Origin of the sequence: Micromonospora arborensis (assembly GCF_003205615.1) — a bacterium.
Taxonomy (GTDB): domain Bacteria; phylum Actinomycetota; class Actinomycetes; order Mycobacteriales; family Micromonosporaceae; genus Micromonospora; species Micromonospora arborensis.
The window spans coordinates 90,253-111,226 of record NZ_PYBV01000016.1 but is presented as its reverse complement, the minus strand read 5'-3'; the positions used below and the strand labels follow the sequence as shown (position 1 = coordinate 111,226).

Genomic DNA, 20,974 nt, shown 5'->3' with positions numbered 1-20,974 from the left:
ATGTCCTTCGAGGAGTACGCGGCGCTGACCCGACAACTCGCCGAGCAGCACCGCGCAGGCGTTCAGCACGCCGCCGCCGAATCCGAGCGCCGTCGTGACCTGCACGCCACCGCCGAGTACCTGCAGCAGAGGTTGACCACCCAGGGGCAGCGCCTCGACCAGCTCGGTCGAGCGATCGGCCTCTACCAGCCGACCTCCGGCCCTGCTTCCGAGCCGGGCCCGGGGCATCCGGACGAGGCGGCCGCCTGGCCCGGTCCACCGTCCGGGTCCGGCCCGGCCTCCGCTGCTGGCGCCGTTGCCGGCCCCGGAACTGGGGACGGGGCACCCGCCGGCGCAGCCGGCGTGCCAGGGTGGTCGGGGGTCGGGGCGTACCCCCAGGTGCCGGCGGGGGAGGCGCGGCTGGCGCTGCCGACGGCGGTGAGCCCGGCGGGCGCCCTGCCGGCGCAGCGCGCGGTGGCGGTCGACCCGGCGGTGGAGCTGGAGCTGGCCCGGCGGATGGCCGACGAGGCCGACCGGCACGGGCACCAGGCGGAGCTGCTGGCCCAGCGGCCGGTGCTCCTGCCGACGTGGTCACCGCTGGCTCGGGCGGTCACCATCTACGCCGGTTGTGCGGCCGCCGCCGGGGTGCTCATGCTGGCCCTGGTGCTCGCCTCCGGGGTCGGTCTGGTCGACGGGTTCACTCTCGGCGCGTGGATCTGCGCGGGGCTGCCGGCGGTGGCGTTCTTCGGTGGGTACCTGGTGCTGGGCCGGTGGGGGCGGCCGGCCATGGTCGAGGGCGCCCCGCCGCGTTATCTGCCGCTCGGGTTCCTGATCTGCTTCCTGCTGGTGCCGATGGCCTACTGCGCCTACCTGCTGCTGGTCCGCGGCCTGCGCTGAGCCGGAGGCGTGCCCCGCCCGTCGGTGCGCGCAGCGGCCGCCCAGTGGATGCCCGGCTGGCGCCTAATTCAGGTGGTAGGTGAGTCTGCCGGTGTCGCTGAATTTCTGTTCGGCGCCACTGTTCGCTGGGCTGAAGACGCGGCAGGCGCAGCCCTCCTCGGGTTGCCCCGCTGCGGCTTCGGCGTAGTACCAGACCTGGCCCACCTGGGCCCTGAACGTGCGACTGGTGCGCGGTGGCACGTCGAGCGCCCTGTGTGGCGTGCAGTCAGCGTCAAAGAGCCACAGCACGTACGGCTCGCTGGCCGTTGAGGCGGTGCCGCGTACCGGGTCTCCCCACCTGTCCGCAGGGATGTCTCGTTGGAAGAACGCCACCGCGTCGTTGCCCTTGGTCTGCGCGATGCAAGCCCGGTCGAGCTGTGCCCGAGATTCTGGGGTCGGCTTGGGTGCAGGCGTTGCCGACGAGGACGACTGGAGGCCGCTGAGAATGCTCTGCCCGTCTCCGCCCGCGACGGAGACGACGAGCAGGAGGGCGAGAATGCCGATGAGGCCGCCGGACAGCCCAATGGCCCGAGCACGGCCGGTTGACTTTGTGTTCGAGCGCTGAGACGTCAAGCCGGGTCACCCCTCTCAGTCACCTGCCCGCCCGGACGAGGAGGTTGGACCGCCCCTCTCTCCGAGCCCGGAGTCTATGAGGCTTCGCGCTTCGGCGTCGTCCCCGAACCGGGCATGACCGCCCGACTCGGCCATTCCACTGTGTTTGCCTCGGTGCCGTAGTCTCGCGCCCCGAGCGCAATCGGTGCGCAGCCCACTTGGTAGTTCCGAGGCTTTGATCGTCACGCCTCGACGTCCGACAAGTGGCAGGTCGAAAGGTTGGTCAGGAATTGCAGGGACAGACGTCCACCCACGTTGAGCCGATGACGGTAGGGGGCGGTGTTGCCGTTCCGCCGGTCAACGCCGATGCTGCCGCGGGAACGGCGACGCCGCGCTCCGAGCAGGAGCCAGGGCTGTCGGTCGTCGGGGCGTCGCAGCAGGCCAGCCCGGGTGCGGTGGTTGCGGGTTTCGGGCTGATCGCCGTTGGCGCTGCCGCCGGCTGGATGATCTGGCGCAGCGGCGCCTCCGCGGCGAAGATCCAGCCCGAGGACACCACGGGTGTCTTCCTCACCCTGTTGGTCTTCGCCGCAGCGGTCGAGCGGATCGTCGAACCGTTCTCGCGGTGGCTGCCGGGACGCGCCGCCGAGGCCGCTCTGTCGAGGATGACCGACGAGCACAGCCGAGTCGACGCCCCCACCGAGGCTGACCGCGAGGCGATCGCCGTGGCCGAGGCCAAGGTCGCGCGGGCGAAGGCGAACCGCACCATCGTCGCGTGGGGTCTCGCGAGCGGGATGGCGACCGTGGCGTCCAGCGCCGGCGGATTCTACGTTCTGCACGCGGTCGCCGGTGGCGACTGGAACGGGGTCGCGGTCTGGGTCGACGCCGTCGTGACCGGTGTGATGGTCGGCAGCGGCACCAAGCCGCTGCACGATCTGATCACCCGGGCGCAGAACGGCCCGCCGTCGCCGTAGCGCGCTGCCCGGCCCGCCGCCGGCCTTGATCCGCCCGGCCCGTCTGGGCCTGCCAGGGTCGCTCCCGGCCCGCCGCCGGGCATGATCCACTCGATATCGCCGAAGTCGGGGTATCCGTGCCAGCGGGATACCCCGACTTCGGCGATCTTGTGTCGATCTTCCGCCGTGTTGCGCTCACTGCCGGTCGGATTCGACTGTGGCGCCTACCAGCTGGGGATCGGCGCCGTGCGCAGGGTCGTCCGCGGCGTGTGCGGCGGCCACCAGGATCTCGTCGAGTTCGCGGTCGGTGAGACCTTCGTCTTCGAGTAGGCCGAGCAGCAACACCGTCCGCGCGACGATCGCCGCCGCGTCGTGGGGCACGGGCGGGCGCTCACCGAGCGCCGCCCACACCAGCGCCTCGGCCAGCACCGGGTCGACGTCGCGCCCGGTCGCGTCGTAGCGTTCCCGGGCGGACGCCACGAACCGGATCACCGGCGCGCGATCCTGCCCCGCGACGAACCGCCGCCGCACCGCCACCAGCAACGCCCCGGCGAGCAGGTCCGCGTACCGCCGCCAGTCCGCCTCGGCAAACCGCCGCAGCCGCCGTTCGTGGCCGCGCAGCCTCCCGGCCAGCAAACCGCGCAGCGCCGCGTGCGGGTCGGTCACCACCGTCGCTCCCTGAGCATGGTCAGTCGTCTCCTTTGTCGGCGTCGCCTGGTCACCAGCATGCTCGCCAGGTGGCAGCCACGTGCGATCTCGTCGGTGCCTCGACTGTCGGCGTCCTCGTGGCTGGCGCTGGTGGGTCGGTGGGGCGGTGCTGCCGGTTCGCCGGTCAGTGTCGCTGGTTCGCCGGTCAGTGCCGCGGGTTTGCCCGTGAGCGCGGCCACGGAACGGTCGATGCGGCAGCCGCCGACCGCGAGCCGGGCACCGACCAGGTCCAACCGCGTGATGGCCGCCGCGAAGCGCCGGGCCGCGACCGCGTCCGCCACGATTCGGGTACGCCGTAGCCGGTCCTCGGTCGCACCCAACCGCCAACGGACACGGGCGGCCAGTGCGGCGGCGCGATCCGCGTCGACCCGAGCCGCTCGCAGGCCGGCGAGCAGGTCCCCGGCAGAGCCCGTCGGTGCTCGCCGATCGGCTGCCAGGCCGGCGTAGACGAGGCTCAGCGCCCGCCAACACTCCGTGACCGCGTCCTGCCAAGGCAGCCGCCGGCCGGGCGGCCCCGCCCCGTGCAGGTACGCGCCCGCCCGATCGGCGGCGGCGATCGTCGCCAGCCAGGCGTTACGCAGGTCGTCCACGGTGTCATGGCTCATTCGCCCGCCTCGGCGGTGGCTTTGACCAGGCGGGCGAAGAGCACGTCCGTGCAGGGATAGTCCGCGCCGCAGCCGCAGACCCAGCGGCGTACGACACGGGGCGGGTGGGCGAAGAGCATGTCGTCGGCATCCTCGACGTCCTGATCGGACACGAGGTGGGGGAGCTGCTCGGGTTTGCCGAGTGTCTTCCGGGCGGCGGGTTCGGGGTCGTTGGGCTGATCGTCGGGTCGATTGGGCATCGGGGCTCCCGGTGAGTTGGTCTCCTTGCTGGTCACGGCTTGTGGGCCGGGGTGGCGTGCGGGCACGCCCCGGCACGCCCGGCCGGACGGGGGGACCGACCGACCGGGCGCTCACTGCGCGGTGGGAAGAGACCAGCTCCGGGTTTGCAGACCTGGGAGCCAGTCACAGGGAAGCTTATATAACAGGTCATGTACGGCGCAAGCACTGTCTGCACATTACTTGCTATACAAAGTTCCTCGTGATCAAATGGCAGGGCAGACCTGGGAGACACCTATGCCCGCCAAGGCCAAGTGGGCGCTGATCGCCGATGGCATCCGCGCTCGGATCAAGTCCGGCGAACTCGCGCCGGGCGACAAGCTGCCCTCGACCTCCGAGCTGTGCCGTCAGCACGACGTCTCTGCCATCGTTGTTCGTCAGGCCATCAACGCGCTCAAGATCGAGGGCCTGGTCGAGGGTGTTGGCGGTGTCGGCGTGTTTGTCGCTGAGCGCTAAGCGCTTGACGACCCCGATCTCGGGGTGCGGCTTCCGATCTTGGACGATTTCCGTTAGCTCGTAACGGAAACCGTTCACGACTGGGCTTCCCCGTCCACGGCGGCTCACGAACAAGTCCCGTCAATGTCGCTAGTCAGGCATTCACTGCCTGCAAGGTGAGGGGTTAGCGAGCAGGTGGTCGCGCTCCGTGCACGGATCTCGTACGCTCCCATGTGGTCTCCGCCGGTGCGGTGGTGGAGGCGATGGTCGACCAGGGGGAGGGTGCGCGTGAGCGCAGCACAGATCATCGCAAGGTTGGCGGCGGCGTCGCAGAAGCTAGACGAGGCGAAGGCTAAGACCGCAGCGGCAGCGCAGGACGCAGCCGAGGCGCGGGCACTCGTCGCCGGGGCTCTGGAGGGTGTGGCCGCTGGCGCTCTGGTTGGCATGATCGACGCCTATCGTCAGGCCCTCGCTCAGGCGTCCCAGGGTGGCGACCCGGCCAAGCAGCACGTGCAGGAGACGATTGCCAAGGTGCGAGCGCTGGGAAACTGACCACGGGTGGTGGTAGCGCAACCCACCAACCACCCTCGACTGTCGACATCACCCTGAGGTCGGCAGTCCCGCTGATGGAGTCGGTCCTGCCTAACCGTGAAGAGCGACGTGAGGCACGAAGGCGGGAGGACCGCGAGGCACCGCTGCCCTCCCGACGCCGCATCAGCCCGGAGGGGATCGCTGTTGGCGGGTCAGCTGCAGCAACAGCGTGGGCGACTGTTGCAGAGTTCTTACCAGCCTTACCGAAGGCGGTAGCAGGCGTCGTGCTCGGGGCCGTGGCAACCTGGGGATCTCTCAAGGCGTACAAAGCGAGATCGCAAGAAAGCGGAGGTTCCGTTGAAGATCGATGATCGCGTCGAGCAACTCGTACGTGACGCGTTGCATTGGGCCGTTAAGCGGCAGCCAGTTGAATTCGATGAGGCGGTCAAGGCGTTCTCCGACGAATCATTGCGGCAGCCTGCCGTGGAGTTGCTCGTTGCGATCTCGGCCTTCGTCAGTGCGGACATCTGCGGTGGCAAGCCGTCTCCTGAGCAGATCCGAGAATTGGCCACAGAGGTCGCCGAGGCCGAGACGTGGAGCACTACAACCGCTCCGGAGGTCGAGACCTTCCTCAGCGCGATCCTGAATGGCCGCCCGTTGTCGGGTGTGCTGCCCGTCGGCAGCGCAGTTGTCCTAGCCTTCGTCGTGGCCGCAAGCCTGCTGTCGTCTCGCCCGAAGAGCGAGGGCCAGTGGTGGTTCAACTACCTGGACAAGGTGGAGGCGGCGATTGAGGCTGCGGGGTGACGGGCTTACCTGATCGGGCAACTCGGAGCGGTGGTGAGCTGGACGGCTTCCGCATCGGCTATCTGCCGCCGGACGTCGGTGAGCTGGTTTCAGACTTCGCGTCCGAGTGGGAGGACGTCACTTTCGCCACGCGCGTCTGGGAGCGTCAGGTCGACGACGGCTACCGAGTCGACCTGCGGGTGCACGTGCTCCGGGGCGATCGGCTGGGCACCCTCGCCGAGCTTCGCGACTTCCTGGCGGAATATCACGAGCGCGATGACGTTGACTGGGCACTTACCGACTTCCAGCACGGCGAGGACCCCGGCCTTATTGGTGCCGCCGAGGCGTTCTGGCTGGCCGCGCCTGGAGTGGCCGTCAACGTGCTGACCGACCCGGAGCGGTTCGCAGCGGACACCGTGCGGGCGATTACGCAGCGAATTTCAGCAGTTGCGGCAGACCTCGCCAGCCCGTCGGACTTGGGCGATCCGCTCGTCCGTTGAGCTGCGCAACTGCGCGGCAGGGATGAGCGCGGAGGCACGAACGGCCCGCTCACGCGGGCCCCACGTCTGGCAGAGAAGTCCGCCAACTTCGGGTTTGTGGGCGTTGGAATTGAAGTGACCCCGCGTGTCGCGGTGGATCGGCGGTGCGATTCGATAGGCTGCCTGGTATGACCGGATCGGTGAGCAAGAAGTCGTTCTCGCTTCCGCAGGACGTGGCCGAGCGCTTGGAGCGTGAGCCCAACGCCAGCGCGTATGTTGTCGACACGATCCGGGCACGCATGCGCGCCGAGGATCTCGACGCCGAGTTGGCGCGCCGGGGCATGACCGTGTCGGCGGAGGGGCAGGCCCGCGCCAGGGCACGACGCGCTCAGGTTGAGCAGGAGTGGTCGCCTGGTCGACGCGCCGCGTTGCGTGACCGTTCCCGCCGTGCGGCAGCGGAGATGCTCGACGGCTCCGGCAGCCAGGCTCCGGCAGCATGACGGTTCCCGAGGCGCCGTCGGTCCGGCTGATCCTGGACCGGTCCGCGCTGCTCGCCTACGTGGCTGGATCCATGGACGTCGCCGAGCCCATCCACGAGGTTGCCCAGGACGGTGTCCGGTTCGGTGTGCCGGCGGTAGTCGCGGCCGAGGTGCTGGCGGTGGTGGACGATCCGGGCGACCGAGCGGTGCTGCACCGACTGCTCGAACGTCCTGCCTGCGCGGTGCTGCCGACCTGGGGCGAGGACTGGCAGGAGTTGGCGTACTGGCGCGTGGTTACCGGTCGGGTTGACCTTGCCGCTGCCGTGATGGCTGTCCTGGAGCACGATGCCTCGGTGCTGACCAGCGAGGGTAAGGCGTACGGCGATGGCGGTGACCTTCCGGTTATCCGCTTTCCTGCCTAGGGTGCCCGCCACGGTGCACGTTCGATGACGACGATCGGGATCTCGCGGTCGGTGCCCTTTGATGGCGGGCGTACGTCGGGAAGACCTTCGTCACGACGGGCCACAGCCGAAGCCGCTCCTCGGCCGTGGCCGTCTGGGGCCGGTCGGCGAACCGCTCCGCGCCGACCTGGACCTCAGCGTTGAGGTTTAGACAGCTCGATCCACTCAGGATCGGCGATGTTGGGGTATCCGCCTGGAAGGACACCGCCACATCGGCGATATTAAGTTGATCAAGCGAGTGGTGCGGCGTTCCCGGGGCGGGGGGTCAGCACCTGGGGGCCGGCCTCGGTGATCGCGACGGTGTGTTCGGAGTGGGCGGTACGTGAGCCGTCCGCGGACCGGATCGTCCACCCGTCCTTGTCGAACTTGATCTTGTCGGTGCTGCGGCAGAACCACGGCTCGATCGCGATCGTCAGGCCGGGATTGAGCTTCAGGCCCCGGCCGGAGCGGCCGTCGTTGGCCACGTGTGGGGCCTCGTGCATGGTGCGGCCGATGCCGTGCCCGCCGAACTCGTTGTTGACCCGGTAGCCGTAGCGGCGGGCGACCTCGCCGATGGCGGCGGAGATGTCGCCGAGGTGATTGCCCGGCAGTGCGACGTCGATCCCGGCCTCCAGCGCTACCTCGGTGGCCTCGATCAGCTTCAGGTCCTCCGCGGCGGGCGTGCCGACGATGACGGACAGTGCGGAGTCGGCGACCCAGCCGTCGATCCCGACCGCCATGTCGATGCTCAGCAGGTCACCGTCGCGCAGCGAATAGTCGTGCGGCAGGCCGTGCAGCACGGCGTCGTTGACCGAGAGGCACAGCACGTTGCGGAACGGGCCGCGGCCGAACGACGGCGAGTAGTCCCAGTAGCAGGACTCGGCGCCACGTTCCTTGATCCGGCGGCGGGCGTGGTGCTCGAGGTCCATCAGGTTGACCCCGACGGCGGCGACCGCCCGCAGCTCCGCCAGCAGCTCGCCGACGAACTGGCCGGTCACGGCCATCTGTCGAATCTCCTTGGGGGACTTGAGCTCGATCACGATCCACCCCTCCCATTCCGTTGCCGGTATAGTTATACCACGCTGGTCGGCGCGTCCGCCGCGATGGCGTTGCCGGTCCGCACCGGCGGATCTATCCTGCTCACATGGTTCGCCCACCGCTCACACCCGCGCAGATCGCAGCGGGGCAACGTCTCGGGGCGGCGCTTCGGGTCGCGCGAGGTGACCGCAGCCCCGTCGAGGTGGCCCTGGCGGCCGGCATCTCGCCCGAGACGCTACGCAAGATCGAGGTGGGTCGGCTCCCGGCACCCGCGTTCGGCACGGTGGTCTGCCTCAGTGCGGTCCTCGGCGTCGCGCTCAGCGACCTGGCCGACGTGTGGCTGGCCGACGTGCGGGTGCGCGAAGCGTCCTGAGGGAGCGCCCGCGAGGACGACCCGAACGCGAAAGCCTCCAGACCGAGACCGTCAGCCGCGCGAGCGCGCCAGCGAAACCGTCAGCCGCGCGAGCGCGCCAGCGAAACCGTCAGCCGCGCCAGAGAACGTCAGCCGCGCGAGCGCGGCAGGCAGCACTTCTTGTACTTGGCACCCGATCCGCACCAGCAGGCGTCGTTGCGGCCGGGCGGCCAGGACCTGAGGTCGGCCCCGGTGAGCGAGTCGGCGTACTCGTCCTGGGTCTCCTCGTCGGTGGGGTCGAGGTCCTCCTGCTCGGCGAAGGCCGCCAGCCCGGCGACGGAGCCGACGACCACACCCAGGTCGGCGCCGCCCACCCCGGACGCCTCGACGAGGGCGAGTTCGATCTGGGCGCGGTGCTCGTCCCAGGCGGTGGGGTAGCTGCCACTCAGGGCGGGCCAGCGCATCATCAGCGCGTTGAACTCCGCCTGCGGCCAGAACAGCAGTGTCGCCGGGCCGTCGTCCAGCGCGTCGAGCGCGTGGTTGCTCGCGGCGCGGAGCCGGTCGGCGAGGTTGTCGTACTCGTCGTGCGGCAGGCCCATCTCCTCGCGGAGGTCGTGCCGCACCTGGGCCAGGCCGTAGATCATGGCGGCGGCCTCGTCCTGCGCGTCTTCGGACTCGTGCTGCTGGGTCCGGCTCCGTTCCAGGATCGCGTCCAGCGCGCCGGTCAGCCACTCCAGCGCCGTCTCGGTGCGGCCGGCCTCCGCCAGGTCGTCGATGAGGTACGTGGCGTCGGGGTCGGTCTCCAGCAGCGGGCGCAGGGCCGACAGCTCGGCCATGCCCTCTTCCTCCCGGCCCAGGCGCAGCAGCAGACCACCGCGCATCGATCGGGCGTAGGCGTCATCGTCCGGCTGCTCGGCGATGGCGCGGGTGGCCAGCGCGAGCGCGTCGGCCAGGTCGCCCGCCTGCGTCAGGATGTCCGCGGCGACCAGCAGGGCGTACCCGGTGTCGTCGGGGTCGGCGACCCGCCCCTCGTCGACGGCGCCCACCAGTTCGGCGACCAGCGCGGCCGGGTCCGGGCTTCCGGAGCCCAAGGAGTCGATCTCCTCGATGCGGTCGGCGGTCAGCAACTCGGACATGGGCGCATCCTGAGGGCGGGGAACGGACGGGGAAGCGGCCAGCGTACTCCGGAATGCGCCGCAGCCCGGGCGGCGAACCGCCCGGGCTGGGACACGAACCTCAGCGGGTCGCCGGCATGGTGGCGAACTCGCCGGCTAGCTCCGACTCGACGATCGTCGCGGTGGACGGCCGCCGACCGGCCGACGCCCGCCGGGCGGACGGGACGGCGAGGGCCGCGAGCGCGGCGGCCAGGGCGATCGCCGTGAGGACGAGAAACCCCGTCGTGAAGCCGGCCTCCCGGGGCAGGCCGTTGGCCTGCGGGTTCGCGGTGATCACGCCGCTGACCACGGCGGCGCCGATCGCGCCTCCGATGGTGCGGATGTTGGCGTTCATGCCGGTCGCCACGCCGGTCTGGCTGGCGGGCACGCTGGCGACGATCAGGTTGGCCATCGACGCGAACGCCAGACCGATGCCGAGGCCGACCAGGCCACCGGCGACGGCGACCTCCCACCGGGTGTCGTGCGCGGTGGCGAGCATCGCGGAGGCGGCCACGTTGAACGCGGCACCGGTGGCGAGCTGCGCCTTGGCGCTGAAGACGGCCTGGAGGCGACCGGCGACCAGGCCGGCGACGAACATCGCGACGAGCATCGGCAGCATGAGCAGACCGGCCTGGCTGATGCTGGCGCCGAAGCCGTAGCCGGCGACGGTCGGGGTCTGCACGAACTGGGGGAGGAACGCGTACATGGAGAACATCGACGCGCCGTAGAGCAGGGCGACCAGGTTGGTCGTCCAGACACCGGGCAGGCGCATCATCCGCATGTCGATCAGCGGGTTGGCCGAGCGCACCTCGGCGATCAGCCAGCTGACCAGGAGCACCACGGCGAGCGCCAGCAGGCCGAGCACCCGGGGGGAGGTCCAACCCCAGGCCGCGCCCTGGCTGATCGGCAGCAGCAGCGCGACCAGCCAGCCGGAGAGCAGCAGGGTGGCACGCCAGTCGATGCGTCCGGGGGTACGGACCGGCGACTCGGGGACGAAGAGATGGGCGGCGACGGCGGTCAGCCCGACGACGACCATCGGGATCCAGAACAGCCACCGGTAGTCCAACGCCGAGACGATCGGGCCGGCCAGCACGATGCCGAGGCCACCGCCGGCGGCGACGATCGCCGAGATGGCGGCGACGGCGGAGGAGACCCGCGCGGCCGGGAACTCGTCGCGGATGATGCCGAACGACAGCGGGAAGACCGCCCCGCCGATGCCCTGCACGACCCGGGCGATGATGAGGACGCCGATGTTCGGCGCGATGGCCGCCAGCAGGCAGCCGAGGGCGAGCGCGGCGAGCGAGACGACGAGCATCCGCTCCTTGCCCACCATGTCGCCGACCCGCCCGAGGATCGGCGTGAAGATCGACGCGGAGAGCAGGTAGGCGGTCAGGACCCAGGTCACGGTGTTCTGGGAGGTGTGCAGGTCCTGCTGGATGGTCGGCAGCACCGGGGTGATCAGCGACTGGAGCATCGCGAAGAACCCGGCACCGGCCGCGAGCACGGTGAAGGTGAGCCGACGCGAGCTGCGTCGGGAGGTCACTGCCACGAGAGAAAACTCCCTGATTACGTACGAAAGGAGGCTTGTCGCCCGCCGTCGGTGACGGGCTCTGGTGTCGGGTCCGGGCGATCGGGTGGCCAGGCGGCGATCGGGCGGGTCCCGAGGTAAGCTAACCGGAGGCAGGCCTCCGGGGATTCCGGAGGGGTGCCTCCATTAAGCTAGCGGAGGGTTGCCTCCGGATGCAACCACGATGAGGTGACGCACGTCATGACCAGCGCGGGGCAGGTGCCCGAGGTCTTCGCGCAGCGGCCCAAGAGGGCCGACGCGCGGCGCAACTACGACGCCCTGATCGCAGCGGCGCGCGACGCGTTCGCCGAGAACGGCGCGGCCGCCTCCCTGGAGGACGTGGCCCGCCGGGCCGGGGTGGGCATCGGCACGCTCTACCGCAACTTCCCCACGCGCCGTCACCTGTTCGAGGCCGTCTACGTCGAGGAGGTCCGAGCGCTGAGCCGCTCCGCCGAGGATCTGGCCGAGCTGCCCCCGTGGGATGCCCTCGTCGCCTGGCTGCACCGGTTCGTCGCGTACGTCGCCACCAAGCGAGCGCTCGCCGAGCAACTGCTGCACGACTCGGAGATCTTCACGAGCTGCCGGACGGAGATCTACGCCGCCGGTGAGCCGCTGATGCGCCGCGCCCAGGATGCCGGCGTGGTCCGTGCCGACGTCGGCTTCGACGACGTCGTGCGCCTGATCAGCGGGCTCACCATGGCCCAGTTCCCGTCGCCCGCGCAACGCGACCGGGTGCTCGGCGTGGCCCTGGACGGGCTGCGCGCCACCGTGCGCTGACCCGGCGTCAGCGGTCGACCAGCAGCAGCCACTCGTCGTCGAGGCGTTGCACGACCGTGCCCGCCGGCCAGCGGTGACCCAGATCGACGATCGCCCGGGCGTGTGAGTACGCCGACTTGGACTCCGACTACGTGTTCGTCAACCTCTGGGGTAAGCCCCACGGTCATCCGCTGACCTACCCCGCGGTCTATGACCTGGTCCACAGGCTACGACGCCGGACCGCGACCGACTTCGGCCCGCACTGGTACCGGCACACCGCAGTCACTCGGATGCTGCGCGATGGTGTGCCCGTCGAGGTCGTCTCCAAACTGCTCGGGCATGCTGACCTCACCACCACAACCAGCGTCTACGGGCACCTGACGGTGGAGGACGTGCGCGAGGCTCTGGATGAGGCGGGCTGGTTCACCGCACGGAAGGTGCGGCGGTGACCGCGCCGATCCCGATCTCCAGCGGCAGGACGGCTACACCTCGCCGGCACGCGCCTCGGCCACGAGCACAGGATCAGCATGCGCTAGATCTGATTCCCGGCGCTGCGGCCCGCCTCTCGGCCGATGACCCGGATCAGCGGCGTGGGGTGGCGGACCGCTCGTACCGGCGCACCAGCTCGGTCAGGGACCGGATCGGCTTGAGCACCCGCTCGGGGTCCTTCGCGCGGAACACCGGGCCGGACCCGATCACCGCACGCTCGTCCACCACCACATTGGTGAGCGGCTTGCGCCACCCGGAAGTGGTGGACGTAGCCCACCTGGCGAACTCCGGAGACGGCTCGGGCAGATGGACCAGCCAGGCCGTGAACGTCTTCCCGATCCAGGTGTAGTCGAAGATCACGAACCGCAACCCGTCGTGGGTGCCGCGCAGCACCGACCACGCCGCCGGGCTGCTCTCGAACCGGAGGTGATGCCGCAAGGTGTCCACCAGTTCCGTGTCCACCTCGGTGAACTGCCAGCCCTCCCGGCGGGCCAGCTCGAGCCGGTCGGTCACCGGGGCCGACGGGTCCGTCCCGCGGTCGCCGCGGATCAGGAACCCGCTGAGCAGGGCGATCAGGGCGCCCAGGCCGATCAGGGCGCCAGCCTCAGACTGGTTGACGGTGCGCTGCCCCTCGGCGTCTTCGACGCTGCGCTGTCCGTCGCGGTAGGTGATGCACGTGTCGCCCTCGCTCATCTTCGAGCCGCCGCAGGAGTTCGAGCCCGCCGCCAGGGACACCGCGCCGAGGATCAGTATCGCGATCCCCGTCAGCAGGATGAACCACGATCGACGGTCCGCTCGTCGCTTGGCCATGAGTTCCCCCGGGTGACGCCGCTCGATGTTCGAAAGCCGGGTCACGCTATCAGGGCGCCCGGCGTGGGCGTCATACACCCAGCAGTGCGGGCCCGGCCCGGACCCGGCGGCGTTCGGCCTGCCCACCACCGACGACGGGGCACGCGATTACGTGCTGCTCGCCCAGAACCTGGTCTCCCTGCTGTCTCTACGAGCCCCATTCGACGCCCTGCGCGCGGCCTCCACCCGCATCGTCGTCGCTGTCGGAGCCGAGTCGCGAAGACGAGCTGGCCCACCGTTGCGGACGGGCGGTCGCGGGCCGGCGGTCCGATGTGGAGCGTGGCCGAATTGCCGGTTCACCCTTTCGGCGACACAACGGGTTACCCGCGCATAACAAGTCATTGACGTTTCTGAATCAAGGCGGGCATGATCGTCGCACGGTCGACCGGACACCCCACCCACCTGCCCGGTACGCCGGGTGCCTCTCCCCCCCCCGTTACCTTTTTGATCGTCCCCAGCCGGGGACCCTCGGTCGCTCGGCCCGGTATGACTTCCTGCCCCTGTCGTTCGGATGATCCGGGGGGTGTTGTCGCCGGGTCGGGTGGCGTCGGCACGCTCTACCGCAACTTCCCCACGCGCCGTCACCTGTTCGAGGCCGTCTACGTCGAGGAGGTCCGGGCGCTGAGCCGCTCCGCCGAGGACCTGGCCGAGCTGCCCCCGTTCGACGCCCTCGTCGCCTGGCTGCACCGGTTCGTCGCGTACGTCGCCACCAAGCGGGCGCTCGCCGAGCAGTTGCTGCACGACTCCGAGATCTTCACCAGTTGCCGGACGGAGATCTACGCCGCCGGTGAGCCGCTGATGAGTCGCGCCCAGGCCGCCGGCGTGGTCCGCGACGACATCGGCTTCGACGACGTGGTGCGGCTGATCAGCGGTCTCACCATGGCCCAGTTCCCGTCGCCCGCGCAACGCGACCGGGTCCTCGGCGTGGCCCTGGACGGCCTGCGCCCCGCAGCCGCCACCCGCTGACCGCTCAGCGGTCGACCAGCAGCAGCCACTCGTCGTCGAGTCGCTCGACCACGGCGTCCGTCGGCCATCGGTGACCAGGATCGGTCACCGCCCGAGCCTGGTCGACCTGTGGCGGGCGGCTGAACTGTGCGTCGCGGAAGCTGGCCATGCGGTGGAACCGGGCCCGGCCGAAGTTCGCCGCGTCGGTGAAGCGGGCGCGGTCGAACAGCGCCTCCGCGCCGAAGATCGTCCAGCGGAACAGCGCCATGTTCGTGAAACGGGCAGCGTGGAAACTGGCCGACCCGCCGAACTCGGTGTGCTCCATCGACAGGGCGCCGACAAAGTCGGCCTCCTGGAACGTGGCGGCATCCTCGAAGCGAGTCGCGTCGAAGCTGGTCGGCTGGCCAAAGGTCGCCCGACGGAAGGAGGCCGGGCCGGCGAAGCTGGACCGCCGGCAGGAGAGGCCGTCGAACGCGGCGTCGTCGAAGCTGGCCGAACCGCCGACGCGAACGCCGTCCAGCATGATCTCCCCCTCGACGTTGAGATCGTCGAAGACCACGTCATCGAAGACCGCCGCCCCGAGCAGGAGACGCCCCCGCGCCGTCGCGCCCGCGAAGGTGGTCGTGCCGGTGAACGCCGCCGCCGTGAAGTTCGCGTCGACCAGGGTGCAGCCGGCGGCGTCGAAGTCGACCAGCCGGGCACCGGCCAAATCCAGGGTTGCCTCCGGCCAGTGGGCCGCGTCGTCCGCGCGCAGGTGCCGGGTGAGCACGCGCTGCGCGGTGCGCCGGACCTCCGTCTCGCGCGGCTCGCCGTCGCCCGCCGGCATCCGCAGGTACGCGCAGAGCACCGCCGTGATCGTCGGGCGCTGCCCCGGATTGTCCTGGCCGAGGCGCTCCAGGGCGTGCAGGCCGCCGAGGCGTACCGCCGCGCTGTCGTTGCCGAGCAACTCGACCGCGCGGGTGTAGAGCTCGGTCAGCCGACGCTCGGCGGCGTCATGTTCGGCCGCGCCGGACTGCCGATCCTGGTGGCGCTGCGCGGCGTCGGCCACCGCCTCGGCGTGCGACTGCACCCGGTTCCGGTGTGCCTGATCCTGGGCCGCGACGCTCTCCTGATGCCGCTGCGCGCGCTCGGTGATCCACTGTCGCCGCGCGGCCAGCAGCAGCGCGAGCCCTCCGCCGGTGCCGGCGACGACGGTCAGGCCGGTGCGGATCGCGTCGATGCGCAGCGTGGCGCGGGTGTCCGGTTGGGTGGCCCGGTCGGCCTCGCTGAGTAGCAGGTCCAGCACAAGCCATCCCAGGGCCGCGGCGACCAGCAGGCCGACCAGGACCAGCCACCACGGCATCACTCGCAGCCGGTGCGCGTCGGGTTTGTCGACAGCCACGGCCACAGCATGCCAGCCGCCGGCCAGGTCCGATATGGAGCCGGACGGTATGCCCGTTTGCGCCCCCGCCGGAACAACTGGTTACCGGCGCGTAACAACTCATTGACGTTTCCAAATTGTTGCGGGCATCATCGTCGCACGGTCGACCGGACACCCCCACCCACCTGCCCGGTTCGCCGGGCGCCTCCCTCCGGAGGTGCAGCGATGCTGCTCCGAAAGACCGCCCTCGTCCTGGCCCTCGCCACCGCCGCCCTGCTCACGTTCACCACCCCGGCGACCGCCGATCCCGTGGCCCCCGTCGATCGGGTGGCCGCCCCGAAGGCCGCTGCCGCCGCCAACCCGGTGATCGTGGTCGGCGGGCTCAGCGGCGTCGCCGTCGCGTACGAGCCGATCGCCGCCCGCCTGCGCGGTGACGGCTACCGCACCTTCATCTACCAGTTGCCCGGGTTGGGTCTCGGCGACATCCCCACCTCCGCCCGCGCGTTCGCCACCTACGTCAACCAGGTCCGGACCAGCACCGGCGCGGCGGCCGTGGACCTCGTCGCGCACTCCGAGGGCGGCCTGGTCGCCCGCTACTACCTCAAACGGCTCGGCGGCACCGCCACCGTCGGCCGGTACGTCAGCCTGGGCTCACCGCAGTACGGCACCTACGTGGCCAACATCGTCGCGTTCCTCGGCCTGGGCAGCTGCGCCGGCATCGTGGCCTGCCAACAGATGACCATCGGCTCCGCGTTCCTCGCCGACCTCAACGGCGGCGACGACACTCCCGGGTCGGTGCGCTACACCACCATCCGCACCCTGCAGGACGAGTTGGTCCGCCCGACCGGGAACGCCGTCGTCAACGATGGCGCGACGAACGTCCTCATCCAGGCGTACTGCCCGCTGCGGGTGGTCGGGCACCTCGGCCTGGTGCTCGACGCGACGGCGTACACCATCGTGCGGGGCGCCCTGGTCGACGGCCCGGTGCGACCCAACTGCCTCGCGCTCTGACCCGGTCCGTGCGGGTGGTCCCGACGGGACCACCCGCACGGGAGTACGGCGGTGAGTGTCGGTTGGGCGACGTTCCAACGAACGGTGTGGCAGACATCAGATCCGCTCGATAGCCTGCTCCGGCTGTCCATTCCCGACAGACATGTTTCCCGAAGGAGCAGCGCGCATGACCGAGCCGCACACCGTGCCGCCGGAGAGCACCCCGCCGACCGTGCCTCAGCTCGACGTGCGCGCCGCCGAACCGCCGGCGGACGACACGCCACCACCCACCGGCGGGTTCGCCGACCGGCCACCCGGCTTCCCCAGCGCGCTGGTCTGGCTGCGCGCCGGGATCGTGCGGGACTGGCGGGGCGTGCTCGGGGCCTTCGTCGCCACCTGGTTCTACCTGCCGGTTGCGCTGCTGCTGGCGTTCTGGGGCGGCCTGAGCCTCGCCGCCGTCGGCCTCTTCGCCGGTGGGCTCGGCGCCGACGACCAGATGCCCGCGATGCTGCGCGACACCCCGCTGATCGGCCCACTGCTGGAGGCGTTCCTGAGCCGCTCCGGTGGGGTACTCGGCGGCGTCGTCGGTTTCGTCGTCGGGTTCCTGGTCGGTTTCCTCTCCGTGCTGGTGCTGCCCTGGCTGGGCAGCACCGCCGAGCCGTTCGCGCTGTTCACCGGGCTGGTCGGCATGGTCGCCGCGGCGGCGCTGATCGGCGTGCTCTACACGCTCTACCGGGTGCTGCTGGAACCACGCCTGCTGGTGGTCTCCGGTGCGCGCCAGCCCAGCCGCCGGGAGTCCGCGCGACTGCGCCCGATTCTGGATGAGTGCGCCCGGCGGCTCGGCCTGCCGAGCGTGCCGCGGCTGCTGATGGAGGACGACCCCGTCCTGAGCAACGCCCGCACGTACTCCCGGCACGTGGTGGTCACCACCGCCGTGCTGACCGAGCCGGACGACGAGATCGCCGCCCTGTTCAGCCACGAGTTGGTGCACTGGCGCACCGGGGATGAGGTCACCAGCGCCTTCGTCCGTGGTGTCGGCCTGCCGCTGACCCTCGCGCACGCCCTGCCGACCTGGCTGATGCGGACCTTCCCGCACCCGGCCACCAACTTCGTGGTCTTCGTGTTCTTCTGGCCGGTGCTGCTGACCATGCGCTACGTGGTGCTGCCGCTGCACGCCCGCGACGTCCGCGCAGCCGAGTACCGGGCTGATCTCGGTGCGGTGCTCACCGGCCACGTCGACGGCATGCGGCGCATCCTGGAACGCCGGCTGTCGTTCGAGAGTGGCCGCAGTGGCTGGGACGAGGCGGTCTGCGCCACCCACCCGCCGCACGAACTCCGGCTCGACCAACTGGAGCTGGCCTCGGAGGCCGACGCGCCGGGGGTGCCCGAGGCCGTCCCGGTCACCGCCGAGCGGCTGTTCGGCCATTCCGGTCCCGTCGGCACCCGGCGGACCTGGCTCCTGGTCGGTGCACTGGTGCTCGCCGCCTGCGTCGGCACTGGCGGGCTCGGCGTGGTGCAGTGGGCGTTCTTCCGCCCCCAGGGCGCGATCGAGGGCTACTTCTCCGCGCTCGCCGACCGGGACAGCGACGCCGCGCTCGGCTTCCTGAGCGACGAGAGCAGCGTCGGTGATCGCAAACTGCTCGCCCAACTGCTCCGCGGCGAAGGCTACCAACCGCCGACCGACGTCGAGATCAGCTCGCTGGAGCGCGACGGCGACAGCGCCACCGCCGCCGTGGCGTACCGGCTCGGCGGTGAGCGGCACACCGTCACCGTGGGACTGCACCGCGACGAGGAAGCCACCCTCGGGCTGTTCCACGGCTGGCAACTGCTCGGTGGGTTGATCCCGCTCGACGTCCCGGCCGCCGGCCCCGGGGTGCAGCTCAACGGGGTGGCCCTGCCGGCCGGCACCGAGGGGCCCACGCTGGCGCTGCTGCCCGGCGGCTACACCGCGACCGGCCCGTCCACCGCCCTCAGCGAGACACCGACCACGACCGTGGCGGTCGGCCCGGGGCAGAGTGCGGCCACCCTGCAGATGGTCCCGGTGCTCAAGCCGTCGGCGGTCGAGGCCGTCGACGCGCGGGTACGGGCCTGGCTCGACGAGTGCGCCAAGCAGACCGTCGCCGCACCGGAGGGTTGCCCGTTCCGCTACTACAACGCGAGCGCCGGACAGAAGGTCACCTGGAAGATCCTCGACTACCCGCGGCTCGCCGTCGAGCTGACCGGACCGGACACCGCCCAGGTCGACACCCCGTACGAGGCCAAAGGTCGAGTGCAGGTCAGCGGCACCACCACGTACTTCGGCACCAGCTCACCCTTCACCGACGACCAGGAGATCGACGTCGCCGGCGTCGCCACCGTCGACGGTGCCACCGTCGCCTTCCGACCCACCGCCAACTGACCGGGAGAGACCGTGACCGACAGCGACACCGCCGCGCGACAGCCGGTGCGGCTGACCATCAGTCCCCGGCACCGGCAGCCGCCGCCAGTCGCCCTGCTCGACTGGATCCACCGCAGCCCGCAGTACCGGCCGGTGGTCCGTCCGGCCGGTGGCGGCGGCGGGGGACGGGCGGGCTTCAGCGACGCGGTGATCATCGCGGTGCTCGCCCAGGGGCTGCTCCCGGGGCTGTTCAACCTGTTGCAGTCCTGGGTTGACCAGCAGCGCACCGAGGCCAGCATCCGGATCCAGGCCGGGGACACCGAGGTGGAACTCCAGGTGAGCGGGCGCACCGACTCCGCTCGCCTGCTGGCCCAGGCGACCGAGGCGCTGCGGGCCGCCCGGGAGGCCGGTTCGGACGCCGCCGACTGAACCGGCGACGTCCGAACCCGACGCGTCAGCTCGCCTTGGCCAGCGCCTCGAACTCGTCGTCGGTGAGCCGCACGTCGGCCGCGCTCACGTTCTCCTCCAGGTGCGCCACCGAGGACGTACCGGGGATCGGCAGCATCACCGGCGAACGGCGCAGCAGCCAGGCCAGCGCGAGCTGCGCGGGTGACGCGCCGTGCGCGGTGGAGATGGCGTCCAGCGGGCCGCCCGGACGGGCCAGCTCACCGGTCGCGATCGGGAACCACGGGATGAACGCGAGATCGTTGCGCTCGCAGTACTCCAGCACGTCCTCGGCGCTGCGGTTCGCGAGGTTGTAGAGGTTCTGTACGGAGGCGATCGTGGTGATCGCGCGAGACTCCTCGATCTGCGCGACGCTCACCTCGGACAGCCCGATGTGCTGGATCTTGCCCTCCTGCCGCAACAGCGCCAGCTCACCCAGCTGATCGGCGAGCGGCACCTTCTCATCGATCCGGTGCAGCTGGTACAGCGGGATGCTGTCCAGGCCAAGGTGGCGCAGGCTCAGCTCACACTGCTGACGCAGATACTCCGGGCGGCCCACCGGACGCCAGTCGCCGGGGCCGGAGCGGGTCAGCCCGGCCTTGGTCGCGATGACCAGATCGTCGGTGTACGGGTGCAGAGCCTCGCGGATCAGCAACTCCGAGACGAACGGCCCGTACGAGTCGGCGGTGTCGATGAACGTCACGCCCAGCTCGACGGCGCGGCGCAGCACCCGTACCGCCTCCGCCGGGTCCTTCGGGTCGCCCCAGACACCCGGGCCGGTGATCTGCATCGCCCCGTAACCGAGACGGTTGACGGTGACGTCCCCGCCGATCCGGTACGTGCCGGACGCCTTCGCGGGCTGCTCACTGATGTTGGTCGCCATAGGTAGATCATCCCCCGGAACTCGGCCGTCGCACGGCGTGTCGGCCGACTGTGTGCGTTGACACGTCACCTGCCCGCCGGGGCCAGTTGCCGGCAAGCGCCCGCCACGAGGGGGCGTACGTGCGACGCTGGCCGGGGCCGGCGCATGCCGGCGCGACGGCGGAGCGGAGGAAGCACCCATGGCGGGAGTGCCGCAGGTCAACTTCGCGCTCGACACGTACGAGTGCATCGTGATCTATCCCGGCGCGGCCGGACGGGCCCTGCCCGCCGAGACCGTCCAGCGGTTGCAGTCCGAGCACGCCGAGCACATGCAGGCGTTGCAGCGCAGCGGCATCGTCCTGGTCGCCGGGTCGATCGACGGGCCGGCCCGCAACCCGGAGCCGCCGATCGGCTTCGGGCTGGCCCGCACCGGGAGCGTCGACGACGTCCGCAGCGTGCTGGAGGCCGACCCCGCGGTGCAGGCCGGGCTCTACCGGGTGGACGTGCTGAGCTTCCTCTGCCCGGCCGGGTCCCTGGAGTTTCCCCTGGTCAAGACCGGGAGCTGAGCTGCCGCTCAAGCACCGGCTGTCGTGATGACGACGGCGCTCACCGGCCTGCCGGTGTTACGGTCGCGCCCAG

General features: G+C 70.8%; 26 protein-coding genes. 16 read left to right on the top strand and 10 right to left on the bottom strand.

Going from position 1 to position 20,974, the window contains the following annotated elements:
• The gene (locus tag C7C45_RS34980; RefSeq protein WP_110564030.1) at positions 1-876 is read left to right on the top strand and encodes a hypothetical protein; all 876 of its coding nucleotides are present in this window, start codon (positions 1-3) and stop codon (positions 874-876) included.
• Between the two features lie 63 nt (positions 877-939).
• On the opposite strand, the gene C7C45_RS13660 is transcribed toward C7C45_RS34980, so the two are convergent.
• Positions 940-1,488: a hypothetical protein gene (locus C7C45_RS13660; RefSeq protein ID WP_110564029.1), complete on the bottom strand. Its 549-nt coding sequence runs from the start codon at positions 1,486-1,488 to the stop codon at positions 940-942.
• 302 nt (positions 1,489-1,790) lie between these two features.
• On the opposite strand from C7C45_RS13660, the gene C7C45_RS13655 reads away from it, so the two are divergent.
• On the top strand, positions 1,791-2,438 hold the full coding sequence (locus C7C45_RS13655) for a hypothetical protein (protein ID WP_110564028.1): 648 nt from the start codon (positions 1,791-1,793) through the stop codon (positions 2,436-2,438).
• A 174-nt stretch (positions 2,439-2,612) separates the two neighbouring features.
• On the opposite strand, the gene C7C45_RS13650 is transcribed toward C7C45_RS13655, so the two are convergent.
• From C7C45_RS13650 to C7C45_RS13640, 3 genes are read right to left on the bottom strand one after another with little or no spacing between them, the layout of a single operon-like run.
• A complete protein-coding gene (locus tag C7C45_RS13650) occupies positions 2,613-3,083 on the bottom strand; it encodes a hypothetical protein (RefSeq protein ID WP_146247317.1) in 471 nt (156 codons plus the stop codon).
• Positions 3,080-3,730: a hypothetical protein gene (locus C7C45_RS13645; protein ID WP_146247316.1), complete on the bottom strand. Its 651-nt coding sequence runs from the start codon at positions 3,728-3,730 to the stop codon at positions 3,080-3,082. Before C7C45_RS13645 ends, C7C45_RS13650 begins: the two co-directional genes overlap by 4 nt.
• Positions 3,727-3,969, bottom strand: coding sequence for a hypothetical protein (locus C7C45_RS13640; RefSeq protein ID WP_110564025.1), 243 nt, complete (start codon positions 3,967-3,969; stop codon positions 3,727-3,729). The genes C7C45_RS13645 and C7C45_RS13640 overlap by 4 nt, the downstream gene beginning before the upstream one ends.
• 247 nt (positions 3,970-4,216) lie before the next feature.
• Here C7C45_RS13640 and C7C45_RS13635 point away from each other — a divergent pair, with 247 nt between their 5' ends.
• The 6 genes from C7C45_RS13635 to C7C45_RS13610 all read left to right on the top strand — a co-directional run bounded on the left by C7C45_RS13635 (position 4,217) and on the right by C7C45_RS13610 (position 7,135).
• Positions 4,217-4,462, top strand: coding sequence for a winged helix-turn-helix domain-containing protein (locus C7C45_RS13635; RefSeq protein ID WP_110564024.1), 246 nt, complete (start codon positions 4,217-4,219; stop codon positions 4,460-4,462).
• A gap of 267 nt (positions 4,463-4,729) precedes the next feature.
• Complete coding sequence (locus C7C45_RS13630; RefSeq protein WP_110564180.1) at positions 4,730-4,993, top strand: DUF6244 family protein; 264 nt, start codon at positions 4,730-4,732, stop codon at positions 4,991-4,993.
• 336 nt (positions 4,994-5,329) lie between these two features.
• On the top strand, positions 5,330-5,776 hold the full coding sequence (locus C7C45_RS13625) for a hypothetical protein (protein WP_146247315.1): 447 nt from the start codon (positions 5,330-5,332) through the stop codon (positions 5,774-5,776).
• Positions 5,773-6,255 (top strand): hypothetical protein, encoded by a 483-nt coding sequence (locus tag C7C45_RS13620; RefSeq protein WP_110564022.1) that lies wholly within the window; start codon positions 5,773-5,775, stop codon positions 6,253-6,255. Before C7C45_RS13625 ends, C7C45_RS13620 begins: the two co-directional genes overlap by 4 nt.
• 167 nt (positions 6,256-6,422) lie before the next feature.
• A complete protein-coding gene (locus tag C7C45_RS13615) occupies positions 6,423-6,734 on the top strand; it encodes a hypothetical protein (protein ID WP_110564021.1) in 312 nt (103 codons plus the stop codon).
• On the top strand, positions 6,731-7,135 hold the full coding sequence (locus C7C45_RS13610; RefSeq protein WP_110564020.1) for a hypothetical protein: 405 nt from the start codon (positions 6,731-6,733) through the stop codon (positions 7,133-7,135). Before C7C45_RS13615 ends, C7C45_RS13610 begins: the two co-directional genes overlap by 4 nt.
• Positions 7,136-7,404: 269 nt before the next feature.
• On the opposite strand, the gene map is transcribed toward C7C45_RS13610, so the two are convergent.
• Positions 7,405-8,193 carry a type I methionyl aminopeptidase gene (gene map, locus C7C45_RS13600; RefSeq protein WP_110564019.1) on the bottom strand — a complete coding sequence of 263 codons (789 nt, stop codon included), beginning with the start codon at positions 8,191-8,193 and terminating at the stop codon, positions 7,405-7,407.
• A 104-nt stretch (positions 8,194-8,297) separates the two neighbouring features.
• Between map and C7C45_RS13595 the strand changes: the two genes are divergently transcribed.
• The gene (locus C7C45_RS13595; RefSeq protein WP_110564018.1) at positions 8,298-8,564 is read left to right on the top strand and encodes a helix-turn-helix domain-containing protein; all 267 of its coding nucleotides are present in this window, start codon (positions 8,298-8,300) and stop codon (positions 8,562-8,564) included.
• Positions 8,565-8,692: 128 nt separating this feature from the next.
• On the opposite strand, the gene C7C45_RS13590 is transcribed toward C7C45_RS13595, so the two are convergent.
• Positions 8,693-9,679: an SEC-C domain-containing protein gene (locus tag C7C45_RS13590; protein ID WP_110564017.1), complete on the bottom strand. Its 987-nt coding sequence runs from the start codon at positions 9,677-9,679 to the stop codon at positions 8,693-8,695.
• A 100-nt stretch (positions 9,680-9,779) separates the two neighbouring features.
• A complete protein-coding gene (locus C7C45_RS13585; RefSeq protein WP_110564016.1) occupies positions 9,780-11,246 on the bottom strand; it encodes an MFS transporter in 1,467 nt (488 codons plus the stop codon).
• Between the two features lie 219 nt (positions 11,247-11,465).
• Between C7C45_RS13585 and C7C45_RS13580 the strand changes: the two genes are divergently transcribed.
• Positions 11,466-12,041: a TetR/AcrR family transcriptional regulator gene (locus tag C7C45_RS13580; RefSeq protein WP_110564015.1), complete on the top strand. Its 576-nt coding sequence runs from the start codon at positions 11,466-11,468 to the stop codon at positions 12,039-12,041.
• Between the two features lie 116 nt (positions 12,042-12,157).
• Positions 12,158-12,469 (top strand): tyrosine-type recombinase/integrase, encoded by a 312-nt coding sequence (locus tag C7C45_RS13575; protein ID WP_208641162.1) that lies wholly within the window; start codon positions 12,158-12,160, stop codon positions 12,467-12,469.
• Between the two features lie 133 nt (positions 12,470-12,602).
• Here the strand turns inward: C7C45_RS13575 and C7C45_RS13570 are convergent, their stop codons facing one another.
• The gene (locus tag C7C45_RS13570; RefSeq protein ID WP_110564014.1) at positions 12,603-13,319 is read right to left on the bottom strand and encodes a hypothetical protein; all 717 of its coding nucleotides are present in this window, start codon (positions 13,317-13,319) and stop codon (positions 12,603-12,605) included.
• Between the two features lie 525 nt (positions 13,320-13,844).
• On the opposite strand from C7C45_RS13570, the gene C7C45_RS13565 reads away from it, so the two are divergent.
• The gene (locus C7C45_RS13565; RefSeq protein WP_244200373.1) at positions 13,845-14,324 is read left to right on the top strand and encodes a TetR/AcrR family transcriptional regulator; all 480 of its coding nucleotides are present in this window, start codon (positions 13,845-13,847) and stop codon (positions 14,322-14,324) included.
• Positions 14,325-14,328: 4 nt separating this feature from the next.
• Here C7C45_RS13565 and C7C45_RS13560 read toward each other — a convergent pair whose 3' ends face one another.
• Positions 14,329-15,684 (bottom strand): pentapeptide repeat-containing protein, encoded by a 1,356-nt coding sequence (locus tag C7C45_RS13560; RefSeq protein WP_146247314.1) that lies wholly within the window; start codon positions 15,682-15,684, stop codon positions 14,329-14,331.
• A gap of 204 nt (positions 15,685-15,888) precedes the next feature.
• Between C7C45_RS13560 and C7C45_RS13555 the strand changes: the two genes are divergently transcribed.
• From C7C45_RS13555 to C7C45_RS13545, 3 genes are all read left to right on the top strand, one after another.
• On the top strand, positions 15,889-16,674 hold the full coding sequence (locus C7C45_RS13555) for an esterase/lipase family protein (protein ID WP_110564012.1): 786 nt from the start codon (positions 15,889-15,891) through the stop codon (positions 16,672-16,674).
• Positions 16,675-16,840: 166 nt separating this feature from the next.
• Positions 16,841-19,051, top strand: a complete 2,211-nt coding sequence (locus C7C45_RS13550) for a M48 family metalloprotease (protein WP_167454718.1) — start codon at positions 16,841-16,843, stop codon at positions 19,049-19,051.
• 12 nt (positions 19,052-19,063) lie between these two features.
• Positions 19,064-19,459 carry an effector-associated constant component EACC1 gene (locus C7C45_RS13545; RefSeq protein ID WP_110564010.1) on the top strand — a complete coding sequence of 132 codons (396 nt, stop codon included), beginning with the start codon at positions 19,064-19,066 and terminating at the stop codon, positions 19,457-19,459.
• A gap of 25 nt (positions 19,460-19,484) precedes the next feature.
• Here C7C45_RS13545 and C7C45_RS13540 read toward each other — a convergent pair whose 3' ends face one another.
• A complete protein-coding gene (locus tag C7C45_RS13540) occupies positions 19,485-20,357 on the bottom strand; it encodes an aldo/keto reductase (RefSeq protein ID WP_110564009.1) in 873 nt (290 codons plus the stop codon).
• Between the two features lie 178 nt (positions 20,358-20,535).
• Here C7C45_RS13540 and C7C45_RS13535 point away from each other — a divergent pair, with 178 nt between their 5' ends.
• Positions 20,536-20,901, top strand: coding sequence for a YciI family protein (locus C7C45_RS13535; RefSeq protein ID WP_110564008.1), 366 nt, complete (start codon positions 20,536-20,538; stop codon positions 20,899-20,901).
• Positions 20,902-20,974: the final 73 nt, after the last annotated feature.